General features: G+C 58.3%; 14 protein-coding genes. All 14 read left to right on the top strand.

Translation table 11 applies throughout. The features are described 5' to 3' along the window. A partial coding sequence (locus PPN31114_RS25860) for an EF-Tu C-terminal domain-related protein (RefSeq protein WP_246182756.1) occupies nucleotides 1–639 on the top strand: 639 nt, incomplete at its 5' end. 119 nt (nucleotides 640–758) lie between these two features. Then, nucleotides 759–1,070 (top strand): 30S ribosomal protein S10, encoded by a 312-nt coding sequence (rpsJ, locus tag PPN31114_RS25855; protein WP_010804138.1) that lies wholly within the window; start codon nucleotides 759–761, stop codon nucleotides 1,068–1,070. 206 nt (nucleotides 1,071–1,276) lie between these two features. Continuing rightward, the gene (rplC, locus tag PPN31114_RS25850) at nucleotides 1,277–1,933 is read left to right on the top strand and encodes a 50S ribosomal protein L3 (protein ID WP_150682368.1); all 657 of its coding nucleotides are present in this window, start codon (nucleotides 1,277–1,279) and stop codon (nucleotides 1,931–1,933) included. 2 nt (nucleotides 1,934–1,935) lie between these two features. Beyond that, nucleotides 1,936–2,556, top strand: coding sequence for a 50S ribosomal protein L4 (rplD, locus tag PPN31114_RS25845; RefSeq protein WP_150682367.1), 621 nt, complete (start codon nucleotides 1,936–1,938; stop codon nucleotides 2,554–2,556). Then, the gene (gene rplW, locus PPN31114_RS25840) at nucleotides 2,553–2,867 is read left to right on the top strand and encodes a 50S ribosomal protein L23 (RefSeq protein ID WP_058376381.1); all 315 of its coding nucleotides are present in this window, start codon (nucleotides 2,553–2,555) and stop codon (nucleotides 2,865–2,867) included. The genes rplD and rplW overlap by 4 nt, the downstream gene beginning before the upstream one ends. A 2-nt stretch (nucleotides 2,868–2,869) precedes the next feature. Continuing rightward, complete coding sequence (gene rplB, locus PPN31114_RS25835) at nucleotides 2,870–3,697, top strand: 50S ribosomal protein L2 (RefSeq protein ID WP_150682366.1); 828 nt, start codon at nucleotides 2,870–2,872, stop codon at nucleotides 3,695–3,697. A gap of 11 nt (nucleotides 3,698–3,708) precedes the next feature. Beyond that, nucleotides 3,709–3,984 (top strand): 30S ribosomal protein S19, encoded by a 276-nt coding sequence (rpsS, locus tag PPN31114_RS25830; RefSeq protein WP_010804133.1) that lies wholly within the window; start codon nucleotides 3,709–3,711, stop codon nucleotides 3,982–3,984. Between the two features lie 10 nt (nucleotides 3,985–3,994). Continuing rightward, nucleotides 3,995–4,324 carry a 50S ribosomal protein L22 gene (rplV, locus tag PPN31114_RS25825; protein WP_150682365.1) on the top strand — a complete coding sequence of 110 codons (330 nt, stop codon included), beginning with the start codon at nucleotides 3,995–3,997 and terminating at the stop codon, nucleotides 4,322–4,324. Between the two features lie 9 nt (nucleotides 4,325–4,333). Continuing rightward, nucleotides 4,334–5,137, top strand: a complete 804-nt coding sequence (gene rpsC, locus PPN31114_RS25820; RefSeq protein WP_150682364.1) for a 30S ribosomal protein S3 — start codon at nucleotides 4,334–4,336, stop codon at nucleotides 5,135–5,137. Between the two features lie 2 nt (nucleotides 5,138–5,139). After that, the gene (gene rplP / locus PPN31114_RS25815; protein WP_010804130.1) at nucleotides 5,140–5,556 is read left to right on the top strand and encodes a 50S ribosomal protein L16; all 417 of its coding nucleotides are present in this window, start codon (nucleotides 5,140–5,142) and stop codon (nucleotides 5,554–5,556) included. A 14-nt stretch (nucleotides 5,557–5,570) separates the two neighbouring features. After that, nucleotides 5,571–5,765, top strand: a complete 195-nt coding sequence (gene rpmC / locus PPN31114_RS25810) for a 50S ribosomal protein L29 (RefSeq protein WP_010804129.1) — start codon at nucleotides 5,571–5,573, stop codon at nucleotides 5,763–5,765. Beyond that, nucleotides 5,762–6,034, top strand: coding sequence for a 30S ribosomal protein S17 (gene rpsQ, locus PPN31114_RS25805; protein ID WP_039374937.1), 273 nt, complete (start codon nucleotides 5,762–5,764; stop codon nucleotides 6,032–6,034). The genes rpmC and rpsQ overlap by 4 nt, the downstream gene beginning before the upstream one ends. A gap of 264 nt (nucleotides 6,035–6,298) precedes the next feature. Continuing rightward, complete coding sequence (rplN, locus tag PPN31114_RS25800) at nucleotides 6,299–6,667, top strand: 50S ribosomal protein L14 (protein WP_010804127.1); 369 nt, start codon at nucleotides 6,299–6,301, stop codon at nucleotides 6,665–6,667. A gap of 11 nt (nucleotides 6,668–6,678) precedes the next feature. Next, nucleotides 6,679–6,990 carry a 50S ribosomal protein L24 gene (gene rplX, locus PPN31114_RS25795; RefSeq protein ID WP_010804126.1) on the top strand — a complete coding sequence of 104 codons (312 nt, stop codon included), beginning with the start codon at nucleotides 6,679–6,681 and terminating at the stop codon, nucleotides 6,988–6,990. Nucleotides 6,991–6,995: the final 5 nt, after the last annotated feature.

The following is a 6,995-nucleotide window of genomic DNA, read 5'->3' as shown; positions in this document are numbered from 1 at the left end:
GAACTGGGTGAAGCCGCGATCATGGCTCTGGCCGAAGCGCTGGACACGTACATCCCGACGCCGGAGCGCGCCATCGACAAGGCATTCCTGATGCCGGTGGAAGACGTGTTCTCGATCTCGGGCCGCGGTACGGTTGTGACGGGTCGTGTTGAGTCGGGCGTGATCAAGGTCGGCGAAGAAATCGAAATCGTTGGTATCGTGCCGACGGTCAAGACGATTTGCACGGGCGTTGAAATGTTCCGCAAGCTGCTCGACCAAGGTCAAGCTGGCGACAACGTGGGTATTCTGCTGCGCGGCACGAAGCGTGAAGACGTTCAGCGTGGTCAAGTTCTGGCCAAGCCGGCTTCGATCAAGCCGCACACGGACTTCACGGGTGAGGTGTACATCTTGTCGAAGGACGAAGGCGGTCGTCACACGCCGTTCTTCAACAACTACCGTCCGCAGTTCTACTTCCGTACGACGGACGTGACCGGTTCGATCAGCCTGCCGGAAGGTAAGGAAATGGTCATGCCGGGCGACAACGTGTCGATCACCGTTAAGCTGATCGCCCCGATCGCCATGACCGAAGGTCTGCGCTTCGCAATTCGCGAAGGCGGCCGTACCGTCGGCGCCGGCGTGGTCGCTACGATCATTGCCTAATAGCGGATTTTGAGGTGGCAAGTGCCGGCAGGTCCGGCGCCTGCCACCGAACGTCTGTTTGCTCTTTGTGAAGTACCCGGCACCCGAACGAGGGCTGCCACGCTCTTTGGAGAATTTCCATGCAGAACCAAAAAATCCGTATCCGCCTGAAGGCTTTCGACTACCGCCTGATCGATCAATCGGCAGCCGAAATCGTTGAAACCGCCAAGCGTACCGGCGCAATCGTCAAGGGCCCGGTGCCCCTGCCGACGCGCATCGAGCGTTTCGACATCCTGCGCTCGCCGCACGTCAACAAGACGTCGCGCGACCAGCTCGAAATCCGCACGCACCAACGCCTGATGGACATCGTCGATCCGACGGACAAGACGGTTGACGCGCTGATGAAGCTCGATCTGCCGGCTGGTGTCGACGTCGAGATCAAGCTGCAGTAAGGCTTACGGGCGACTTTGCTCTTGAAAGCCCCGCCAATGCTGGATCCGGCGGGGCTTTTGTTATGCGATTTAGCAACACTTGTCAAGCGATAAAAGCTCGTCTATAATGGCGGGCTCAAGTGTAGTTTTGAAAAGATGGCCCACATCCGTGGACCATCCTTTTGTCATTTAGCCCCGGCCAATCGCAGTCGGGAATGGAGAAAATCATGAGCCTTGGCCTTGTCGGTCGCAAGGTTGGCATGACGCGTATTTTCACGGACGACGGCGATTCGATTCCCGTTACCGTGCTCGACGTGTCTAACAACCGTGTGACGCAAATCAAGACGGATGAAACGGACGGCTACACCGCCGTTCAAGTCACTTTCGGTAAGCGCCGCGCCACGCGCGTGGTCAAAGCCGCCGCCGGTCACTTCGCGAAAGCGGGTGTCGAAGCCGGTGAAATCCTCAAGGAATTCCGCGTCGATGCTGCTAAAGCTGCTGAATTGCAGCCGGGCGCAGTCGTTGGCGTTGATCTGTTCCAAGTAGGCCAGAAGGTCGACGTGCAAGGCGTGTCGATCGGTAAGGGCTACGCCGGTACGATCAAGCGTTACAACTTCGCTTCGGGCCGTGCCTCGCACGGTAACTCGCGTTCGCACAACGTTCCGGGTTCGATCGGTATGGCGCAGGATCCGGGTCGTGTTTTCCCGGGTAAGCGCATGACGGGTCACCTGGGTGACGTCACGACGACGGTGCAGAATCTCGAAATCGCGCGCATTGACGCTGAGCGTAACCTGATCTTCGTGAAGGGTGCTGTTCCTGGCGCCAACGAAGGCAAGGTTTTCGTGACCTCGGCAGTCAAGGCCAAACTCGCGAAGGGAGCGTAACAATGGAACTGAAGCTCCTGAATGAGCAAGGTCAGGAAGGCGCTGCGGTCAACGCGTCGGACGTCGTGTTCGGTCGTGACTACAACGAAGCGCTGATCCACCAAGTGGTTGTGGCTTATCAAGCCAACGCCCGCAGCGGCAATCGTGCGCAAAAAGACCGTGAACAGGTCAAGCACACGACCAAGAAGCCGTGGCGTCAGAAGGGTACGGGCCGCGCTCGTGCCGGTATGTCGTCGAGCCCGTTGTGGCGCGGCGGTGGCCGTATCTTCCCGAATTCGCCGGAAGAGAACTTCACCCACAAAGTTAACAAGAAGATGTACCGCGCCGGTGTGTGCTCGATTCTGTCGCAGCTCGCCCGTGAAGGTCGTCTGTTGGTGGTCGAAGACATCAAGCTCGATGCTCCGAAGACCAAACTGCTCGCTGAAAAGATCAAGGCCATGGGTCTTGAGTCGGTGCTGCTGATCACGGATACCGTGGACGAGAACCTGTTCTTGGCCTCGCGCAATCTGGCTCACGTTGCCGTCACCGAGCCGCGTTTCGCCGACCCGCTGTCGCTCATCTACTTCAAGAAGGTGCTGCTGACGAAGGGCGCGATCGCCAAGATTGAGGAGATGCTGTCATGAGCGACGTGCGTAAAAACGACCATCGTCTGATGCAGGTCCTGCTCGCCCCGGTGATCTCCGAAAAGGCGACGCTGGTGGCCGACAAGAACGAGCAAGTGGTGTTCCAAGTTGCACGTGACGCGAACAAGCAAGAAGTGAAGGCTGCTGTTGAGCTTCTCTTCAAAGTGGAAGTCGAGTCGGTGCAAATCCTGAACCGCAAGGGCAAGCAAAAGCGCTTTGGCCGCTTCATGGGTCGTCGCGACCACGAGAAGAAGGCCTACGTTAGCCTGAAGCCGGGTCAGGAAATCAATTTTGAAGCGGAGGCCAAGTAATCATGGCACTCGTCAAAACGAAACCGACATCGCCGGGCCGTCGTGCCCTGGTTAAGGTCGTCAACAAGGATCTGCATAAGGGCAAGCCGTTTGCCCCGCTGCTGGATACCAAGAGCAAGACCGCTGGCCGTAACAACAACGGTCACATCACCACCCGTCACATGGGTGGCGGTCATAAGCAACATTACCGTATCGTCGATTTCCGTCGTAACAAGGACGGCATTCCGGCGAAGGTTGAGCGTCTGGAATATGACCCGAACCGCAGCGCGAACATCGCACTGCTGTGCTACGCCGACGGCGAGCGTCGTTACATCATTGCTCCGCGCGGTCTGACCGTCGGCCAGCAAGTGGTGAGCGGCTCGGAAGCGCCGATCAAGGCTGGCAACACGCTGCCGATCCGCAACATTCCGGTCGGTACCACGATCCACGGCATCGAAATTCTGCCGGGCAAGGGCGCGCAAATCGCTCGTGCTGCTGGTACTTCGGCAATGCTGCTGGCACGTGAAGGTGTCTACGCTCAGGTGCGTCTGCGTTCGGGTGAAATCCGTCGCATCCACATCGAGTGCCGTGCCACCATCGGTGAAGTCGGTAACGAAGAGCACAGCCTGCGCCAATTGGGCAAGGCCGGTGCGAAGCGTTGGCGCGGTATTCGCCCGACCGTTCGCGGTGTGGCGATGAACCCGGTGGATCACCCGCACGGTGGTGGTGAAGGTCGTACGGCTGCTGGTCGTCATCCGGTCAGCCCGTGGGGTCAGCATACCAAGGGTAAGCGTACCCGCTCGACCAAGCGCACCGACAGCATGATTGTTCAGCGTCGCAAGAAGCGTTAAGGAGCTAGCAAATGACTCGTTCTGTTAAAAAAGGTCCGTTTTGCGACGCTCATCTGCTGAAGAAAGTGGAAGCGGCTGCTGCATCGCGTGACAAGAAGCCGATCAAGACCTGGTCGCGTCGTTCGACCGTTCTGCCCGATTTCATCGGTTTGACGATCGCCGTGCACAACGGCCGTCAACACGTGCCTGTGTACGTGACGGAAAACATGGTCGGCCACAAGCTGGGTGAGTTCGCACTTACCCGTACCTTCAAGGGCCATGCGGCCGACAAGAAGGCGAAGAAATAAGGGGCCGATCATGGAAGTGAAAGCAATTCATAAAGGTGCTCGTATCTCGGCGCAGAAGACGCGTCTGGTCGCTGACCAGATTCGTGGCCTGCCGCTCGAGCGTGCACTGAATGTTCTGACCTTCTCGCCGAAGAAGGCCGCGGTCATCATCAAGAAGGTGCTCGAGTCGGCAATCGCCAACGCCGAGCACAATGAAGGTGCTGACATTGACGAACTGCGCGTTAAGGGCATCTTCGTTGACAAGGCGACCTCGCTCAAGCGTTTCACCGCGCGCGCTAAGGGCCGTGGTAATCGCATCGAGAAGCAAACCTGTCACATCACTGTGACGCTGGGCAACTAAGGGGTCACGATGGGACAGAAAATTCATCCGACTGGCTTCCGCTTGGCTGTCAGCCGTAACTGGGCTTCGCGTTGGTACGCCAACAATCAGAATTTCGCACAGATGTTGCAAGAAGACATCGGCGTTCGCGATTATCTGAAGAAGAAGCTGAAGAACGCTTCGGTTGGCCGCGTGGTCATCGAGCGTCCGGCACGTAACGCCCGCATCACGATTTTTAGCTCGCGTCCGGGTGTTGTGATCGGTAAGAAGGGCGAGGACATCGAAATCCTCAAGGCCGAGCTGCAAAAGCGCATGGGCGTGCCCGTGCACGTGAACATCGAGGAAATTCGCAAGCCGGAAACGGATGCGCAGCTTATCGCTGACTCGATCGCTCAACAGCTCGAGCGCCGTATCATGTTCCGTCGCGCAATGAAGCGCGCGATGCAGAACGCGATGCGTCTGGGTGCCCAAGGCATCAAGATCATGAGCGCTGGCCGCCTGAACGGTATCGAAATCGCCCGTACCGAGTGGTACCGCGAAGGCCGTGTGCCCCTGCACACGCTGCGCGCTGACATCGACTACGCAACCTCGGAAGCGAAGACGACGTACGGCATCATCGGTATCAAGGTGTGGGTGTACAAGGGTGACACGCTGGGCCGCAACGACGCTCCGGTGGCTGAAGAGCCGGCCGAAGAAAAGCGTCCGCGCCGCAACGCGCGTCCGGGCGACCGTCGCCCCCGTCGTGACGATGCTGGCGATAAGGCCGGCGCGAAGCGCGGTGGTGCACGCCGTCCGGCTGGCAAGCCTGAAGGCGACGCCAAGACTGGAGAATAATCATGCTGCAACCGAAACGCAGAAAGTATCGCAAAGAGCAGAAAGGCCGTAACACTGGCGTCGCCACCCGTGGCAACGAAGTGTCGTTCGGCGAATTCGGCCTGAAGGCGGTCGGTCGTGGTCGCCTGACGGCTCGTCAAATCGAAGCTGCTCGTCGTGCCATGACCCGCCACATCAAGCGCGGCGGCCGTATCTGGATTCGTATTTTCCCGGATAAGCCGATCTCGCAAAAGCCGGCCGAAGTGCGTATGGGTAACGGTAAGGGTAACCCTGAGTACTACGTCGCCGAGATTCAACCGGGCAAGATGCTGTACGAGATGGACGGTGTTGATGAAGCGCTGGCTCGCGAGGCGTTCCGCCTGGCCGCCGCTAAGCTGCCGATTCAGACGACGTTCTTCGTCCGTCGCCTTGGCGCTTGATTGGAGAGATTGAAATGAAAGCATCCGAACTTCGTGCCAAGGATGTCGACGGTTTGAACAAAGAACTGTCGGATCTGCTGAAGGCCCAATTCGGTCTTCGCATGCAAGCGGGCACCCAACAGCTGAGCAACACCAGCCAGCTGAAGAAGGTGCGCAAGGACATCGCGCGCGTGCGTACCGTGTTGACTGAGAAGGCGAGCCAGAAATGAACGATACCGCTAAGACCTCGCTGAAGCGTACCCTCGTGGGTAAAGTTGTCAGCGACAAGATGGACAAGACGGTTACCGTGCTGGTCGAGCGTCAAATGAAGCACCCGCTCTACGGCAAGTACATCGTGCGTTCGAAGAAGTACCACGCGCACGATGAAACCAACCAGATCAAGGAAGGCGATACGGTCGAGATTCAAGAAACTCGTCCGCTGTCGAAGACCAAGGCCTGGACGGTTTCCCGTCTCGTGGAAGCCGCCCGCATCATCTAAGGCGCGCCGAAGCGAAGGCTGACTTGCAAGTCCGGAATTATCGATGTATAATTCCGGACTTTCCGCTTCTTTCGCCAAAACCGGTCTTTGGTTTCGCAAGGGAGTGGATGGCTTCCGAGACTGATTCGTATCCTCTACGGGTCGTGTTGAGGTAGCAAGGTTGTCCACTTTTGAACGACTCAACCCAAACGGCACCCTTTGGTGCTGACGGGGACCAAGACTGACCGACGCGTATGTGTCGGATTAAGTTGGGAAGATAACACCATGATTCAAACTGAAACCCGGCTCGAAGTAGCCGACAACACCGGTGCGCGTGAAGTGATGTGCATCAAGGTGCTGGGCGGCTCCAAGCGTCGCTACGCCGGCATTGGCGACATCATCAAGGTCAGCGTGAAAGATGCTGCCCCGCGTGGTCGCGTCAAGAAGGGCGAAATCTACAACGCAGTGGTCGTGCGCACCGCCAAGGGCGTGCGTCGCCAGGACGGCTCGCTGGTCAAATTCGACGGCAACGCCGCCGTGCTGCTTAACACCAAGCTCGAGCCGATCGGCACCCGTATCTTCGGACCGGTTACGCGTGAACTGCGTACCGAACGTTTCATGAAGATCGTGTCGCTGGCCCCGGAAGTGCTGTAAGGAGCCGACACATGAACAAGATTCGCAAGGGTGACCAGGTCATCGTGCTGACGGGTAAGGACAAGGCCAAGCGTGGCACGGTCCTGGCCGTTGATGGCGACAAGTTGGTCGTCGAGGGCGTGAACGTTGCTAAGAAGCACGTCAAGCCGAACCCGATGAAGGGCACGCAAGGTGGCGTGGTCGACAAGACGATGCCGATCCACGTTTCGAACGTGGCGCTGGTGGATGCCAATGGCAAGCCGTCGCGCGTGGGCATCAAGGTCGAAGACGGCAAGAAGGTCCGCTTCCTCAAGACGACCGGTGCTACGGTCGTCGGTGCCTAAGTCGC

It is taken from the genome of Pandoraea pneumonica (assembly GCF_902459645.1).
Classification (GTDB): domain Bacteria; phylum Pseudomonadota; class Gammaproteobacteria; order Burkholderiales; family Burkholderiaceae; genus Pandoraea; species Pandoraea pneumonica.
Note: the sequence above shows the minus strand (reverse complement) of the source record. Positions and strands in the feature narration are given on the sequence as shown.